Source organism: Pseudomonas sp. RL (genome assembly GCF_000647775.1).
In the GTDB taxonomy this organism is placed as follows: Bacteria; Pseudomonadota; Gammaproteobacteria; order Pseudomonadales; family Pseudomonadaceae; genus Serpens; species Serpens flexibilis.
This window is the reverse complement of record NZ_JBOY01000046.1, coordinates 1-14,018: the sequence shown is the minus strand read 5'-3', so window position 1 is coordinate 14,018 and position 14,018 is coordinate 1. Positions and strand designations below refer to the sequence as shown.

11 protein-coding genes and 2 pseudogenes are annotated in these 14,018 nt (G+C 66.8%); 6 read left to right on the top strand and 7 right to left on the bottom strand.

Annotated features, from left to right (window positions below; all coding sequences use genetic code 11):
- Positions 1–117 precede the first annotated feature (117 nt).
- On the bottom strand, positions 118–897 hold the full coding sequence (locus AS93_RS0108365) for an exodeoxyribonuclease III (protein WP_027590197.1): 780 nt from the start codon (positions 895–897) through the stop codon (positions 118–120).
- Between the two features lie 233 nt (positions 898–1,130).
- Here AS93_RS0108365 and pyrE point away from each other — a divergent pair, with 233 nt between their 5' ends.
- Positions 1,131–1,772 (top strand): orotate phosphoribosyltransferase, encoded by a 642-nt coding sequence (gene pyrE, locus AS93_RS0108360; protein WP_027590196.1) that lies wholly within the window; start codon positions 1,131–1,133, stop codon positions 1,770–1,772.
- Between the two features lie 245 nt (positions 1,773–2,017).
- On the top strand, positions 2,018–3,493 hold the full coding sequence (locus tag AS93_RS0108355) for a DUF3360 family protein (RefSeq protein ID WP_081798257.1): 1,476 nt from the start codon (positions 2,018–2,020) through the stop codon (positions 3,491–3,493).
- 170 nt (positions 3,494–3,663) lie between these two features.
- On the opposite strand, the gene argB is transcribed toward AS93_RS0108355, so the two are convergent.
- From argB to coaBC, 4 genes and pseudogenes are all read right to left on the bottom strand, one after another.
- Positions 3,664–4,566, bottom strand: a complete 903-nt coding sequence (argB, locus tag AS93_RS0108350; protein WP_037008744.1) for an acetylglutamate kinase — start codon at positions 4,564–4,566, stop codon at positions 3,664–3,666.
- A gap of 86 nt (positions 4,567–4,652) precedes the next feature.
- Positions 4,653–6,035 (bottom strand): annotated as a pseudogene (locus AS93_RS0108345) (phosphomannomutase/phosphoglucomutase); the annotation flags it as partial.
- 15 nt (positions 6,036–6,050) lie between these two features.
- Positions 6,051–6,506: a dUTP diphosphatase gene (gene dut / locus AS93_RS0108340; RefSeq protein WP_027590192.1), complete on the bottom strand. Its 456-nt coding sequence runs from the start codon at positions 6,504–6,506 to the stop codon at positions 6,051–6,053.
- A 7-nt stretch (positions 6,507–6,513) separates the two neighbouring features.
- Positions 6,514–7,722: a bifunctional phosphopantothenoylcysteine decarboxylase/phosphopantothenate--cysteine ligase CoaBC gene (gene coaBC / locus AS93_RS0108335; protein ID WP_027590191.1), complete on the bottom strand. Its 1,209-nt coding sequence runs from the start codon at positions 7,720–7,722 to the stop codon at positions 6,514–6,516.
- A 162-nt stretch (positions 7,723–7,884) separates the two neighbouring features.
- Between coaBC and radC the strand changes: the two are divergent.
- The 3 genes and pseudogenes from radC (at position 7,885) to rpmG (ending at position 9,166) form a co-directional block, all read left to right on the top strand.
- Positions 7,885–8,552: pseudogene (radC, locus tag AS93_RS18980) on the top strand (DNA repair protein RadC).
- A 211-nt stretch (positions 8,553–8,763) separates the two neighbouring features.
- Positions 8,764–9,000 carry a 50S ribosomal protein L28 gene (gene rpmB, locus AS93_RS0108325; RefSeq protein ID WP_027590190.1) on the top strand — a complete coding sequence of 79 codons (237 nt, stop codon included), beginning with the start codon at positions 8,764–8,766 and terminating at the stop codon, positions 8,998–9,000.
- A gap of 10 nt (positions 9,001–9,010) precedes the next feature.
- Entirely contained in the window at positions 9,011–9,166 is a 156-nt protein-coding gene (gene rpmG / locus AS93_RS0108320) for a 50S ribosomal protein L33 (protein ID WP_003464575.1), read from the top strand.
- 201 nt (positions 9,167–9,367) lie between these two features.
- On the opposite strand, the gene AS93_RS0108315 is transcribed toward rpmG, so the two are convergent.
- Positions 9,368–10,558, bottom strand: coding sequence for an alpha-hydroxy acid oxidase (locus AS93_RS0108315; protein ID WP_027590189.1), 1,191 nt, complete (start codon positions 10,556–10,558; stop codon positions 9,368–9,370).
- A 201-nt stretch (positions 10,559–10,759) separates the two neighbouring features.
- Between AS93_RS0108315 and AS93_RS0108310 the strand changes: the two genes are divergently transcribed.
- Positions 10,760–12,250, top strand: a complete 1,491-nt coding sequence (locus AS93_RS0108310) for an aldehyde dehydrogenase (RefSeq protein ID WP_027590188.1) — start codon at positions 10,760–10,762, stop codon at positions 12,248–12,250.
- A gap of 174 nt (positions 12,251–12,424) precedes the next feature.
- On the opposite strand, the gene AS93_RS0108305 is transcribed toward AS93_RS0108310, so the two are convergent.
- Positions 12,425–13,963, bottom strand: coding sequence for a phospholipase D family protein (locus AS93_RS0108305; protein ID WP_027590187.1), 1,539 nt, complete (start codon positions 13,961–13,963; stop codon positions 12,425–12,427).
- Positions 13,964–14,018: the final 55 nt, after the last annotated feature.

The following is a 14,018-nucleotide window of genomic DNA, read 5'->3' as shown; positions in this document are numbered from 1 at the left end:
TATCGGCCGAGCAATGTTCAGCTTGAATGGAGTCCGCCAGGCGAAACGCAGTTTCGGAATAGATGAAATCCAGAAAAAACGCCGCATGAACAGGCGGCGTTTCAGGTGGGCTGAGGCTCAGACGCTCAGTAGCCAGTCGTAATCGACGGTCAGCGGCGCATGCTGGGAGAAGCGCGGCTGGCGCGGCAGCTTGGCGGTACGCACGAAGCGGCGCATGCCGGGAGTCAGCAGCTGGTAGTCCAGGCGCCAACCAAGGTTGAGCGTCTCGGCCTGCTCGCTGTCCGGCCACCAGCTGTACAGATCGCCCTCGCGGCTGACCTCGCGCAGTGCGTCCACATAGCCCATGGTGCCCAGCACCTGGTCCATCCAGGCGCGCTCGGGCGGCAGGAAACCGGGCAGCTGCTGGCAGTCGCGCCAGTTCTTCACGTCCAGCTTCTGGTGCGCCAGGAACAGCGAGCCGCAATACAGGTACTCGCGGCGCTTGCGGCGCTGCTTGTCGAGGTAATGGGCGAAGTCTTCCATGAACTTGAACTTCTGGTTCAGCTGCTCGTCGCCGCCATGCCCGCTGGGCAGCAGCAGGCTGGCGATGCTCAGCTTGTCGAAGTCCGCCTGCAGGTAGCGTCCGTAGCGGTCGCACAGCTCGAAGCCCAGGCCGCTGATCACCGCCTTGGGCTGCAGGCGCGAATAGATCGCCACGCCACCCTGGCTGGGCACTTCCGCTTCGGCGGCGTACAGGTAGTAGCCATCCAGCTGGAAGGCCGGGTCTTCGAGCTCGTAGGCGGAGGCGCGCGTGTCCTGCAGGCAGATCACGTCTGCATTCTGGGCCTGCAGCCAGCTGAGCAGGCCACGTTCGGCGGCTGCCTGAATGCCATTCACGTTCAGGTTGATGATCCGCATAGGTATCCCAATAGGTAGGGCGGGGGCGAGCGGAAACGGATTCCGGCCCCGGGGAACCGCTGGATAAGCGGTTCAGGTGTTCACAGAAAACCGGCTTCGTGAGCCGGTCGGCAAGATGCCGCGAATCTTATCACTGCCTGACGCCGGAGCGCAGCCGGCGCCTGCAAATGCGGCGGGCGCGGCGCGGGTGTATCATGCCGCGCGTTTGCAACCGGCCAACTTCGGATTTCCTCATGCAGGCGTATCAGCGCGACTTCATTCGTTTTGCCATCGAGCGCGGTGTTCTGCGTTTCGGCGAGTTCACCCTCAAGTCCGGGCGCACCAGCCCCTACTTCTTCAATGCCGGGCTGTTCAACAGCGGCGCCGCGCTGGCCCAGCTGGGGCGGTTCTACGCCGAGGCCGTGGTCGACAGCGGCCTGGCCTTCGACGTGCTGTTCGGGCCGGCCTACAAGGGCATCCCCCTGGCGGCGGCCACCGCCGTGGCGCTGGCCGAGCAACACGACCGTGATCTGCCCTGGTGCTTCAACCGCAAGGAAGCCAAGGACCATGGCGAAGGCGGCACCCTGGTGGGTGCGCCGCTGCAGGGCCGCGTACTGATCATCGACGACGTGATCACCGCCGGCACCGCCATTCGCGAGGTCATGCAGATCATCAAGGCCCAGGGCGCTACGCCGGCCGGCGTGCTGATCGCCCTCAACCGCCAGGAGCGCGGCCAGGGCGAGCTGTCGGCGATCCAGGAAGTGGAACGCGACTTCGGCATGCCGGTGGTCAGCATCGTTTCGCTGGAGCAGGTGCTCGAATACCTGGCCGGCGATGCCCAGCTCAAACAGTACCTGCCGGCGGTGGAAGCCTACCGCGCGCAATACGGCGTCTGAGCAGGCTGCTTGTCATCGGACGCGCGTCCGCTCGTCCGAAATGCCGGTGCCGGGGCGCGCGTCCCGGCGCCGTGCGCTTCCAAGCGCAAGAGCCCTCACTCCCCGCTACAGGGGCGCGCAACGCGGTTAGGGTGGCGGCGCTAGCAAAAAACGCCGTCCGCTCACAATAGGGTAATGGTCGGGGCGAGGATTGCCGCCACGACCTGTACCTTGCGCGCGCTTTTTGTATGCGCGCGGACTCCGATATGAACGACAAGACCCAGAGCTATCAGGCGCTCCACAAACCCAGCAAGGCGTTCGCCCGGCGGGCGGACTACCTGGAGCACGAGCTGACCATCATGGCGCCGCGGCGCTGGCGGCCCAACCTGCCCTTCCGCGACTACCGCTTCGAGTACGAAGACTGGGTGCCGGCGATGGCCGCCACCATCGGCAAGATCGTCATGGTCGCCGCGGTGGTCGCCGCCTTCGCCGGACCGCTGGGCCTGTCCAACGACTTCGTCATCGAGAACGTGCGCTACGAGATGCTGATCGCCGCGCTGCTGTTCGTGGTGCTGTTCTCCGGCTTCCTGATTCCCACCGCCAACCTGGCCGGCACCCACGGGCCGCTGATTCCCCTGATTCCGCTGATCGTCGCCTCCGGCGGCCACCCCATGGCGCTGGGCATCATGGTCGGCGTGCTGGGCTTTCTGCTCGGTGTGCTGCGCGGCGGCAGCCTGCTGGCGAGGCTGACCAGCGACGGCGTGTGTGGTGGCCTGCTGCTCTACCTGGGCTTCATCGGCATGACCTCGCAGATCAAGTCGCTGTTCGCCTGGGCCAATGGCTTCGACATGGGCTACCTGGCTTTCGTGGTGGTGCTGGCCACCATCGTGCTGTATGCCTACCTAGAACACCTGCGCGCGCGCTGGCTGGCGATTCCGCTGGGTTGCGCGATGGCGGCGCTGATCGCCTTCGCCCTGGGCGCGCCGTTCGAATTCCATACCGAACCGGGCATTCCCAACCTCAACCCCATGTACTGGTGGGGCGAGAACAGCGGCTGGCAGCTCGGCCTGCCGCAGCTGGAGCATTTCGTCGCCGTGGCGCCGTTCGCCGTGCTGGCGGTGGCCATGTGGTCGCCGGACTTCCTCGGCCACCGCATCTTCCAGCAGCTGAACTACCCCCACAAGGCGCAGAAGGTGTTGATGAACATCGACGACACCATGTGCGTCGCCGCCGCGCGCCAGGCGGTCGGCACCGCGCTGGGCGGCGGCAACCTGGCCTCGTCCTGGGGCACCTACATGGTGCCGGCGGCCATCGCCAAGCGGCCCATCCCGGCCGGGGCGATCCTCACCGGCCTGCTGTGCGTGGTGGCGGCGCTGTGGGGCTACCCGATGGACCTGGCGATCTGGCCGCCGGTGCTCAGCGTGGCGCTGATGGTCGGCGTGTTCCTGCCGCTGCTGGAAGCCGGCATGCAGATGACCCGCGAGGGCAAGACCTCGCAGTCGGCGGCCATCGTGATCTTCTCCTCGGCGCTGGTGAACCCGGTGTTCGGCTGGTCGCTGACCGTGCTGCTCGACAACCTCGGGCTGATTGGCGACAAGGAGCGCGGCCAGGGCCTGGGCCATCTGCAGCGCTGGATCATCCCGCTGGTGATGTTTGCCGTACTCTGCGGCGTAATGGCGGCTATCGGCATGTTCCCGGGCGTGCCGGCGCTGGTGGAATCGTTCCGCAGCCTGGGCGCGTAATGTAGGGCGATCGGCGCCGTGCCGGCGCGTTGGTGGACAATGAAAAACGTTGTCCACCCTACTAGGCGTTTCGGTGCAGGCCGAAGCCAAAGGCTCGCGAATGAATGCGCTCTCACGGTCCACATGAAAAAGGGGAGCCCTCGGGCTCCCCTTTTTGCATTCCGACCGCCTCAGGCGGGACGGTTATTGGTGATCAGCGTGCCCACACCGGTGTCGGTGAAGATCTCCAGCAGCACGGCGTTGGGTACGCGACCATCGATGATGTGCGCGCTGTTCACGCCGCCCTGCACCGCTTCCAGGGCGCAGCGGATCTTCGGCAGCATGCCGCCGTAGATGGTGCCGTCGGCGATCAGCGCATCCACCTGCTCGGTGGACAGGCCGGTCAGCACCTTGCCCGACTTGTCCATCAGGCCGGCGATGTTGGTCAGCAGCATCAGCTTCTCGGCCTTCAGCGCCTCGGCCACCTTGCCGGCCACCAGGTCGGCGTTGATGTTGTAGGACTCGCCGTCCTTGCCCACGCCGATCGGCGCGATCACCGGGATGAAGTTGCCGTTCACCAGGCGGGTGATCAGCTCTGCATTGATGCTTTCCACCTCGCCGACCTGGCCGATGTCGATGATTTCCGGCTGGGTCATTTCCGGGGTCTGGCGGCTGACCTTCAGCTTGCGGGCGCGAATCAGGTTCGCGTCCTTGCCGGTCAGGCCGAGGGCCTGGCCGCCGTGGCGGTTGATCAGGTTGACGATGTCCTTGTTCACCTGGCCGCCGAGCACCATTTCCACCACGTCCATGGTGGCGCTGTCGGTGACGCGCATGCCGTCGATGAAGTGGCTCTCGATGGACAGGCGCTTGAGCAGGTCGCCGATCTGCGGGCCGCCGCCGTGCACCACCACCGGATTGATGCCCACCGCCTTCATCAGCACGATGTCGCGGGCGAAGCCGGTCTTCAGCTCGTCGCTTTCCATGGCGTTGCCGCCGTACTTGATCACCAGCGTCTTGCCGACGAAGCGGCGAATGTAGGGCAGCGCCTCGGACAGGACCTTGGCGACTTGGGCGGCATCATCACGGCTGAGCATGCGGAACTCCGATGGAACCAATCAGGGTAGGGGGCGAATAACGGCAATTAGACGCCAGGGTGTCGGGAAAAGTCAGCGACGCCGCCTCAGAAAGGCAGCGTCAGGTCGGGGGCGACGCGTTGCAGGCGTTCGCGGAACACCGCCTGGATGCGCGCCAGTTCCTCGGCGTTCTCCGCCTCGAAGCGCAACACCAGCACCGGCGTGGTGTTCGAGGCGCGCACCAGGCCCCAGCCGCGCGGGTAATCCACGCGCACGCCGTCCAGGGTGGCCACATCGGCGTCGGCGCCCCAGTCGGACTCGGCCTGCAGGGCGGAAATGATGCCGAACTTGCTCTCGTCGGTGACCTTCACGTTGATCTCCGGCGTGGCCAGATCGCCCGGGAAGCCGGCGAACAGTTCATCGGCCGCCTGCGCCTGATGGCTGAGGACCTCCACCAGACGGGCACCGTTGTACAGGCCGTCGTCGAAGCCGAACCAGCGTTCCTTGAGGAACATGTGGCCGCTCATCTCGCCGCCCAGCAGGGCGCCGGTTTCGCGCATCTTCTTCTTGATCAGCGAGTGGCCGGTCTTCCACATGCGCGGCTGGCCGCCGTGGCTGCGCACCTGCGCGGCCACATGGCGGGTGCACTTCACGTCGTAGATGACTTCCGCGCCGGGGTTGCGCGACAGCACGTCACGGGCGAACAGCATCAGCAGGCGGTCGGCGAAGATCATGTTGCCCCGCTCGGTGATGACCCCCACGCGGTCGGCGTCGCCGTCGAATGCCAGGCCCAGGTCGGCCTGTTCGGCGCGTACGCGCGCGATCAGGTCTTCCACGTTTTCCCGATGGCTCGGGTCCGGGTGGTGGTTGGGGAAGGTGCCGTCCACCTCGCAGAACAGCGGGATGACGGTGCAGCCGATGGCTTCGAACAATTCCTGCGCCACCACGCCGCCGACGCCATTGCCGCAGTCGATCACCACCTTCATCGGGCGCGCCAGCTTCACATCGTTGCGGATGTAGTCCACATAGGCCGGCAGGATGTCGACCTCTTCCACGCGGCCCTGGCCGCTGGCCAGGTCACCGCTGTCGATACGGGTCTTGAGGGCGGTGATCTGCTCGTTGGCCAGGGTGTCGCCGGCCACCACGATCTTGAAACCGTTGTAGTCCGGCGGGTTGTGGCTGCCGGTGATCATGATGCCGGTGCGGCCGGGCAGGGTGTTGGTCGCGAAATACAGCACCGGAGTCGGCACCATGCCCAGGTTGCTGACCTGGCAGCCGCAATCCACCAGGCCGCGGATCAGCGCGTCGAGCAGCTCGGGGCCGGACAGGCGACCGTCGCGGGCCACGGCCACGCGCGGCTCGCCCTTGGCCAGGCTTTCCGAACCGACGGCGCGGCCCAGCCAGTAGGCGGTTTCGGCGTTCAGGGTCTGGCCGACGATGCCGCGCACGTCATAGGCGCGGAAGATGCTGGCCGGAAGGTTGGGTGCTTGCATGTCGAGTTCCTTTCAATGGCTGCCGGAATGGCCGAAACCACCCGCGCCGCGTTCACTGTTGTTGAATTCGTTGACCAGCTCGAAATGGGCCTGGACCACCGGCACCAGCACCAGCTGGGCCAGGCGCTCGCCGACCTTGAGGGTGAAACTGTCGTTGCCGCGGTTCCAGCAGGAAACCATCAGCTCGCCCTGGTAGTCCGAGTCGATCAGCCCGACCAGGTTCCCCAGCACGATGCCGTGCTTATGGCCCAGGCCCGAGCGCGGCAGGATCAATGCGGCCAGGCCGGGATCGGCGATGTGGATGGCGAGGCCGGTGGGAATCAGCACGGTCTGGCCGGGCTCCAGGGTGAGGTCGTCCTGGAGCATGGCGCGCAGGTCGAGGCCGGCGGAGCCGGGGGTGGCGTAGCTGGGCAGCGGGAAGTCGCTGCCCAGGCGGGGATCGAGGATCTTGGCTTGCAGGGCGTGCATGAAGGTCTCAGCGGGTTTGGTAGCGGTCGGCGATGAAGGCGATCAGCTGGCGGGCGATCTTGCCCTTGCTGGTCTGGGCGAAGGCGGTCTGCCGCAGTTGGCGGTCGATAACGGTGATAGCGTTCTCTTCGCTGTTGAAGCCGATGCTGGGGTTGGCGACGTCGTTGGCGACGATCAGGTCGAGGTTCTTGGCCTTGAGCTTGCCCGAGGCGTATTCGAGCAGGTTCTCGGTCTCGGCGGCAAAGCCGACGCTGAACGGGCGATCCGGCCGGCCGGCCAGGGTGGCCAGGATGTCCGGGTTGCGCACCATCTGCAGGTACAGGCCATCGCCACTGTTGGGGTCTTTCTTGAGCTTGTGCGCGGCCACCACTTCCGGGCGGTAATCGGCCACGGCGGCGGCGGCGATCAGGATATCGGCCGGCATGCTGGCTTCGCAGGCGGCCAGCATGTCACGGGCGCTGACCACGTCGATGCGCTGCACGCGGTCCGGGGTGGGCAGGAACACCGGACCGCTGACCAGCGTCACCTGGGCGCCGGCCTCCACCGCCGCTTCGGCGAGGGCGAAGCCCATCTTTCCGGAGCTGTGGTTGGTGATGTAGCGCACCGGGTCGATGTTTTCCTGGGTCGGCCCGGCGGTGATCAGCAGGCGCACGCCATCCAGCACGTTGCGCTGGAAGCAGTCGGCGGCCCGTTGCGCCAGATCGTCGGCTTCCAGCATGCGGCCCATGCCGATGTCGCCGCAGGCCTGGCTGCCGGCGCCGGGGCCGAACAGGCGAATGCCGCGCTGCTGGAGCAGTTCGGCGTTGGCCTGGGTGGCCGGGTCGCGCCACATGGCCTGGTTCATGGCCGGCGCCAGCGCCACCTGGGCGTCGGTGGCCAGCACCAGGGTGGTCAGCAGGTCGTTGGCGATGCCCTGGGCCAGGCGCGCCATCAGGTCGGCGGTGGCCGGGGCGATCAGCACCAGGTCGGCCCAGCGCGCCAGTTCGATGTGGCCCATGGCCGCTTCGGCAGCGGCGTCGAGCAGGTCCAGATGCACCGGGTGCCCGGACAGCGCCTGCAGGGTCAGCGGAGTGATGAACTCACGGCCACCCTGGGTCATCACCACGCGCACTTCGGCGCCCTGGTCGCGGAGCCTGCGTACCAGTTCGGCACTTTTATAGGCGGCAATGCCGCCGCCCACACCCAGGACGATGCGTTTCCGATACAACCGCTGCATAGCCTGCCTTTTATAGAGGGATAAGGAGAGGGGGACGCGGCACGCTGCCGCGCATGCGGTGGGCTACGATAGCACAGCCCTCGGGGGGCTTCGGAGCGGTTAGCGGCGCGTTTTTTCCAGCCGGGAATACGGATTTCCCCCCCACGACGACAAGGAGACGTCATGAGCATTCGCAACTGGCCGGCGGCCGAGCGGCCACGGGAAAAACTGTTGGAACAGGGACCGGCGGCGCTGTCGGATGCCGAACTGCTGGCCATTTTCCTGCGCACCGGCGTGGCCGGGCGCAGCGCAGTCGATCTGGCGCGGCACCTGCTCAGCGAGTTCGGCAGTTTACGGGCCCTGCTGGAGGCGGATCTGCCCAGCTTCAGCGCCCATCTGGGCCTGGGGCCGGCCAAGTACGCGCAGCTGCAGGCCGTGCTGGAGATGTCGCGCCGGCATCTGGCGGAGCGTTTGCGCCGCGACTCGGCGCTGGAGAGCCCGCAGGCGGTGCGCGACTACCTCAAGGCGCAGCTGCGCCACGAGCAGCACGAGGTGTTCGGTTGCCTGTTCCTGGATGCGAAACATCGGGTGCTCGCCTACGAGGCGCTGTTTCGCGGCACCATCGACGCGTCTATCCCCGACAGGTGGTCAAGCGTGCGCTGGTGCATAATGCCGCCGCGCTGATCCTCACCCACAACCATCCGTCCGGCGTAGCCGAGCCGAGCCAGGCGGACCGGGTGCTGACAGAGCGTCTCAAGGAGTCGCTGGCGCTGGTGGATGTGCGGGTGCTGGACCACTTCATCGTGGGTGACGGCGAGCCGCTGTCGATGGCCGAGCGGGGCTGGATGTGAGGGTTCGCCGTGTGTGGCACGCCATGGCAATTCTTGCGAGCCACTAGACCTTCTGGTATAAAGCAGCGCTCTTTTCTGGGGGCCCGGTTCCTGCTCGCGCAGTGGCCGCCGAACGACCCCGGCGAATCTGGCGCCCAGCGCGTCAAAAGAAGCAGAGATCAAGCGGCCAACCCATGCCGGGTTGGGCATGTGGTTTATAGAGGGCTGAGGCATGTCGAGAGTCTGTCAAGTTACCGGTAAGGGTCCGGTAACCGGGAACAACATTTCCCACGCTAACAACAAAACCCGTCGTCGTTTCCTGCCGAACCTGCAGCACCACCGTTTCTGGGTCGAGTCCGAGAAGCGTTTCGTGCGTCTGCGTGTTTCCGCCAAGGGCATGCGCATCATCGACAAGCGCGGCATCGACGCAGTTCTGGCTGAACTGCGCGCTCGCGGCGAGAAGGTATAAGGAGACTGTCATGCGTGAACTGATCCGTTTGGTGTCCAGCGCCGGTACCGGCCACTTCTACACCACCGACAAGAACAAGCGCACCACTCCCGACAAGATCGAAATCAAGAAGTTCGATCCGGTTGTGCGCAAGCACGTGATGTACAAGGAAGCCAAGATCAAGTAATTGATCGGCTTTCGCTGAAAGAGCCCGCTTCGGCGGGCTTTTTCATGCCTGGGATTTTTGCATCAGGGGCGCCCTTTTCGGCGGCCAACTGCGTTGAACTCCTCCCCGCCGTTGCGGCCAACCGGTGGCCAACGGACGGCATGGGCAATCGTGGGGTGGTCAATGCCTCGCATTGGCCACCAATCCGCCGCAACGGGCCGTTCAGCCCACCAATACCGACCGCAACGCCAGCAACTTGCTGCGATCCAGCTCCGCCAGCCTGGGCGTACCCACCAGCCCCAGCACGCGGCGCAGTTCCTGCTCCAGCAGGTTCAGTGCATGCGCCGCCCCGGCCTGGCCGCCGACCGCCACGCCGAACAAGGTGGCGCGACCCAGCAGCACGGCGTCGGCGCCCAGCGCGCAGGCCTTGGCGATGTCGCTGCCGCGGCGGATACCGCTGTCCAGCAGGACGGTCAGTTGGCCGCGTACCGCCTCGGCAATCGCCGGCAGGCAGTCGATGGTCGCCGGCGCGCCGTCCAGCTGGCGCCCGCCATGGTTGGTGACCACGATGCCGTCCAGGCCCATTTCCATGCAGCGTCGGGCGTCGGCGGCGGTCTGCACGCCCTTGAGGATCAGTCGATGCGGCCAGCGCTTGCGCAGTTGCGCCAGGCTGTCCCAGCACAAGCCCATCTCCATCTTGTGGGCCATGAAATGCGCGGCGCCGGCGGTGTTGCTGGCGTCGGCCGGCAGGTAGGGCAGCAGGTTGCCCATCTTCGGCATGCCCTGCGGCCACAGCGCCTGGCGAATCCAGCCCGGATGGCGCAGTACGTCGAACTTGTTTCGCCAGGTGAGTTGCAGCGGGCGGGCGAAATTGCGCCGATCCCACTCGCGGTTGCCGATCAGCACCGCGTCGCTGGTCAGTAGCAGGGTGCGCACCCCGGCGGCCTCGGCGCGGCGCAGCAGGTCTTCCTGTACGTCGGCGTCATTGAGCCAGTAAAGCTGGAACCACAGCTCGCCATCCGGCACGGCGGCGGCCACTTCCTCCAGCGAGTTGCTGGACACGGTGCTCAGGCTGAATGGCACACCCTTGTCACGGGCGGCGCGGGCCAGGGCGATGTCGGCGTCCTTGTGCAGCATGCCGTTGAAGCCGGTCGGGCCGATGGCCAGCGGCAGCGGCCGGGTGGTGCCGAACAGCGGGCGGGAGGTGTCCAGCTCGGCGCAGGAAATCAGCGTCGAGGGGAGCAAGCCGATGTCGGCAAACGCCTGGCGGTTGCGGCGCAGGGTGATTTCTTCCTCGGCGCCGCCGGCCAGGTACTCCCAGGCGAAGTTCGGCAGCCGACAGCGGGCCATGTGTTCCAGTTCGGCGATGCTCTGGGCTTGATCGAAACGGGTGTCGGAGCGGTAGCGGCGCATGAATGATCCTGATACGGCAAGGCGGACGGCCGACAGGTTACCCGAGCGTGCCGCTGGTCGGCAGAGGCGTTACTGCCAAAGCGGGCGGCTAGGCTGAATCGTTTGATAAAACACACGCATAGACGGTTGCGTCAAAAATATTGAAAAGGCCGCTCCCTCTGCGTAGGGTTCGAGGCCGTAATCCCTTCAGAGGAACCTGCCATGAGCCAGACCCGCCAGGACTGGGAGCGTCGCGCCCGCGAGCTGCGCATCGAGACGCGTGCCTTCATCGACGGCCACTACCGCGCGGCGGTGGAGGGCGACACCTTCGACTGCCAGAGCCCGATCGACGGGCGCAGCCTCGGCCAGGTGGCCAGCTGCGGGGTGGCGGATGCCGAACTGGCTGTGCAGGTGGCGCGCGAGCGCTTCGAGTCCGGCGTCTGGTCGCGGCTGGCGCCGGTCAAGCGCAAGCAGGTGATGATCCGCTTCGCCGAACAGCTCGAGGCGCATCGCGAGGAGCTGGCGCTGCTGGAAACCCTGGACATGGGCAAGCCGATCACGGACGCGCTGAAGGTGGACATTCCCGCCGCCGCACGGGCGATCCGCTGGAGCGGCGAGGCGATCGACAAGCTCTACGACGAGGTGGCGGCCACCCCCCACGACGAGCTGGGGCTGGTCACCCGCGAGCCGATCGGCGTGGTGGCGGCCATCGTGCCCTGGAACTTCCCGCTGCTGATGGCCTGCTGGAAGCTCGGTCCGGCGCTGGCCGCCGGCAACTCGGTGGTGCTCAAGCCGTCGGAGAAGTCGCCGCTCACCGCGATCCGCGTCGCGCAGCTGGCGGTCGAGGCCGGCATTCCCTCCGGGGTGTTCAACGTGCTGCCCGGTTATGGCCACACCGTCGGCAAGGCGCTGGCCCTGCACATGGAGGTGGATTGCCTGGTGTTCACCGGCTCCACGCGCATCGCCAAGCAACTGATGATCTACGCCGGCGAGTCCAACATGAAACGCGTCTGGCTGGAGGCCGGCGGCAAGAGCCCGAACATCGTCTTTGCCGATGCGCCGGACCTGCAGGCCGCGGCCGAGGCGGCCGCCAGCGCCATCGCCTACAACCAGGGCGAGGTGTGTACCGCCGGCTCGCGCCTGCTGGTGGAAAACAGCATCAAGGACGACTTTGTCGCCCGGGTGGTGGAGGCCCTCAAGACCTGGCAGGTGGGGCACCCGCTGGACCCGGCCACCAAGGTCGGCGCCCTGGTGGACAAGCAGCAGATGGAAACCGTGCTCGGCTACATCGAGGCCGGGCATCGGGACGGCGCGAAGCTGCTATGCGGCGGCCAGCGGCTGCTGGAGGACAGCGGTGGCACCTACGTGGCGCCGACCCTGTTCGACGGCGTGGACAACGCCATGAAGATCGCCCGCGAGGAAATCTTCGGGCCGGTGCTCTCGGTGCTCGGCTTCGACAGCGACGAGGAGGCGGTGCGGATCGCCAACGACACGCCCTATGGCCTGGCGGCGGGTGTATGGACCAGCAACCTGTCGCGCGCCCATCGGGTGGCCAAGGCGCTGCGCGCCGGCAGCGTGTGGGTGAACCAGTACGACGGCGGCGACATGACCGCGCCGTTCGGCGGCTTCAAGCAGTCCGGCAATGGCCGAGACAAGTCGCTGCACGCTTTCGACAAGTACACCGAGTTGAAGGCGACCTGGATCAAGCTGTAGCAGCCCGCGCCCCGCCGCGCCGTGCCGGCGCGATGGTGGACAAGAACGGCGTTGTCCACCCTACGCCTGTCGCACTGTAGGGTGGATCGCGCTCCACCGATCCACCAAGCGCGCCACGCGGCGCGGCAGGGCGGGCGGCACGGCGCTGACCGGCACACGATCCGCCAATCACAGCTACAGCATCTTCTCCAGCCCCAGCCGGCGCGCCAGCCAGGCGTGCAGGTGGCGCCACAGGCTGCCGGGCTCGCGGCGCAATGTTTTCAGCTCGCCATCCTCGTCGGTGGCCAGCCAGACCAGTCGGTCGCCGTCGAAGGCCACCTGGTAGCTCACACCGTGGCTCATACCCTCCAGCAACAGCTCGCGCACCTGTTCGGCCAGCGCCGGGCTGTCGACCAGCACCCCGACCTCGGTGTTCCACAGCACCGAGCGCGGATCGAAGTTGAACGAGCCGATGAACACCTTGCGCCGGTCGATGACCAGCGCCTTGCTGTGCAGGCTGGACTCCGACGAGCCGCCGAAGCTGTAGCTGCTTTCCTCGTCGGGCTGGCGCCGCAGCTCCCATAGCTGGATGCCAGCCTTGAGCAGACTGCGCCGGTAGGGCGCATAGGCGCCGTGGACGATGGGCACATCGGTGGCTTCCAGCGAATTGGTCAGCAGGCGCACATCCACGCCGGCCCGGGCCGTCTGACTCAGGTTGAGCAGCCCCTGCCGCGCCGGAATGAAATAGGAGGACACCAGCAGCAGCTCCTCACGCATGTCCTGCAGGTGGGGCTCCAGCTGGGTGATCAACAGCCATTCGGGATCCGGCTCGGCCTGGGCCAGCAGCTTGTTCGGCGCATCCCACAACGCCAGGCCGTGGGCCCAGGTGAGGGCCTTCAGCCAGTTTCCCAGCTGCGGCGCGTGGCGGTAGTCCACCAGGCGTGCGTAGCGCTGTGGGTCCTGCTGGCGGGCCCGGGCGATGTCGTTGGCCAGCCGCTTCCGCGCCTTGACGAGTTGCGGCGCCTCCGGCTCGCGGCGCAGGAAGTGCTTGAGCGGCACGCTCAGCCGGTGGTTCCAGTACTGGTCAAAGCTCACCGCCAGCTGCGCGGCCACCGGGCCGCCGGCCAGCAGGTCGATGTCGGTGAAGTTCAGGTAGGGCTCGGCATCGAAATACTCGTCGCCCAGGTTGCGCCCGCCCACGATGGCCAGGCTGCTGTCAGTCAGCCACAGCTTGTTGTGCATGCGCCGGTGCTGGCGGTTGAGGTTGAACAGCCGGCCGAGCAGGCGCGTGGGGCCGGTGGTGCGCCCCACGTGCAACGGATTGAACACGCGCACCTCGATGTTCGGATGCGCAGCCAGCACGGCGATCTCGTAGTCGCGGCCGTCGCTGGTCAGGTCATCGAGCAGGATGCGCACCCGCACGCCGCGGTCGGCCGCGGCCAGCAGTTCCTGCACCAGCAGGCCGGTGCTCAGGCCGTCGTGGAAGATGTAGTACTGCAGGTCCAGGCTGCTGCGCGCAGCGCGGATCAGCTCGGCGCGGGCGCGAAAGGCGTCGTCGCTGGCGGCCAGCAGGTAGAAGCCGGAATGCCCGCGTGGCTGGCTGGTCGCCTCCCGGGCCAGCCGCTCGGACAGCGGCGAGTCGCCGGGCTGCAGCGCCTGGCTGGTGCGGGGCGGTTCGGCGAGGCTGGTACAGCCGGCCAGGCTCAGCAGGCCGAGCAGCAGGAGTAGGCGCACCGGGTTTCCTTTTCGGCGGGGCGGTCCTCTCAGCGTAGCGGCGGATTGGCGCTGT

Excerpts from the sequence above, each read along its gene's own strand:
- AS93_RS0108315 (WP_027590189.1), bottom strand. The coding sequence starts at position 10,558 with ATGCGCCGCTACCGCTCCGACACCCGTTTCGATCAAGCCCAGAGCATC.
- AS93_RS0108365 (WP_027590197.1), bottom strand. The coding sequence starts at position 897 with ATGCGGATCATCAACCTGAACGTGAATGGCATTCAGGCAGCCGCCGAA.
- pyrE (WP_027590196.1), top strand. The coding sequence starts at position 1,131 with ATGCAGGCGTATCAGCGCGACTTCATTCGTTTTGCCATCGAGCGCGGT.
- AS93_RS0108310 (WP_027590188.1), top strand. The coding sequence starts at position 10,760 with ATGAGCCAGACCCGCCAGGACTGGGAGCGTCGCGCCCGCGAGCTGCGC.
- argB (WP_037008744.1), bottom strand. The coding sequence starts at position 4,566 with ATGCTCAGCCGTGATGATGCCGCCCAAGTCGCCAAGGTCCTGTCCGAG.
- AS93_RS0108355 (WP_081798257.1), top strand. The coding sequence starts at position 2,018 with ATGAACGACAAGACCCAGAGCTATCAGGCGCTCCACAAACCCAGCAAG.
- coaBC (WP_027590191.1), bottom strand. The coding sequence starts at position 7,722 with ATGCAGCGGTTGTATCGGAAACGCATCGTCCTGGGTGTGGGCGGCGGC.
- rpmB (WP_027590190.1), top strand. The coding sequence starts at position 8,764 with ATGTCGAGAGTCTGTCAAGTTACCGGTAAGGGTCCGGTAACCGGGAAC.
- dut (WP_027590192.1), bottom strand. The coding sequence starts at position 6,506 with ATGCACGCCCTGCAAGCCAAGATCCTCGATCCCCGCCTGGGCAGCGAC.
- rpmG (WP_003464575.1), top strand. The coding sequence starts at position 9,011 with ATGCGTGAACTGATCCGTTTGGTGTCCAGCGCCGGTACCGGCCACTTC.